1 protein-coding gene is annotated in these 545 nt (G+C 35.0%); it reads right to left on the bottom strand.

The window, feature by feature from the left end:
• A partial coding sequence (locus tag MBEAL2_RS28690; RefSeq protein WP_304511132.1) for a LytS/YhcK type 5TM receptor domain-containing protein occupies nt 1-503 on the bottom strand: 503 nt, incomplete at its 3' end.
• Between the last annotated feature and the right edge of the window lie 42 nt (nt 504-545).

Raw genomic sequence — 545 nt, 5'->3', positions numbered from 1 at the left:
TCAATAGGCTCACCTGCAAAAGGAACTATACCTAGAAGTTTTGCTAAAGCTTCTGGAAAAAAGGAAATGCTACATGCGAGAATAGAGGGAAGAAAAAACTTTTGCTTTAGCGTATATCTTTTAAATCGTGGTAGGAAGGCAAAAGCAATACAGGTAAGAACTGGATAGATCACTATTGTATTTATTACCCCGTCGCCCCCTAAAAAGAAGCGGTATACTATTATCACAACTGTTAGAAAAATCCCTGCTGTGTATCCACCATAAAAAATACCGATGAGCAAAGGGATTTTTCTCAAATCATAATTATAGCCGGCTGCATATAACACAGGGAATGTCATACATAAAATGATTGCGATTCCACATAGGACAATAATAATATATTTGTTTTGCTCCTTCTCCTTTTTCTCCATTCCTTTTATTTTGTCTGCCCAAAAGATCTGGTAAGCAAAGATAACAAGAATGATAAACAACATATTTAGCAAAAAATCTTTGACTCCAAACAAAACGGCTCCTCCTGTCACCAAATGTAACAAAATTAATTATTT

This window comes from Aneurinibacillus tyrosinisolvens (assembly GCF_001015055.1).
Lineage (GTDB): Bacteria > Bacillota > Bacilli > Aneurinibacillales > Aneurinibacillaceae > Aneurinibacillus_A > Aneurinibacillus_A tyrosinisolvens.
This window is presented reverse-complemented; position numbering and strand designations above follow the sequence as displayed.